We start from the raw sequence: 244 nt of genomic DNA on the forward strand, positions 1-244 counted from the left end.
TGCGTGGGTCATGACGTGAAGGTTCGGGCGATCCATAACCGGATGCAAAAACGCCGCTGCCGCAGAACACCGTTCGCCGCGTTTAGAGTTGTGGAACTGCGTTGTTTGGTAGAACCCGATTCCGCTCTGGTTTTCACCGTTAAAGTCGTCAGTGCGGCGCACCTGATTGGCTTGCCCCGCCTTGATCCAATCCTCGGTGATTGGACGCGGTGACACGGGGTCGGTCACATGCAAGGGGCCATTG

1 protein-coding gene is annotated in these 244 nt (G+C 57.8%); it reads right to left on the reverse strand.

Going from position 1 to position 244, the window contains the following annotated elements:
• The coding region (locus Q4528_RS15445; protein ID WP_368506741.1) for a GMC family oxidoreductase N-terminal domain-containing protein at window positions 1–228 on the reverse strand (228 nt) is incomplete at its 3' end.
• Window positions 229–244 lie beyond the last annotated feature (16 nt).

It is taken from the genome of Staphylococcus pasteuri (assembly GCF_030547725.1).
Taxonomy (GTDB): domain Bacteria; phylum Bacillota; class Bacilli; order Staphylococcales; family Staphylococcaceae; genus Staphylococcus; species Staphylococcus pasteuri.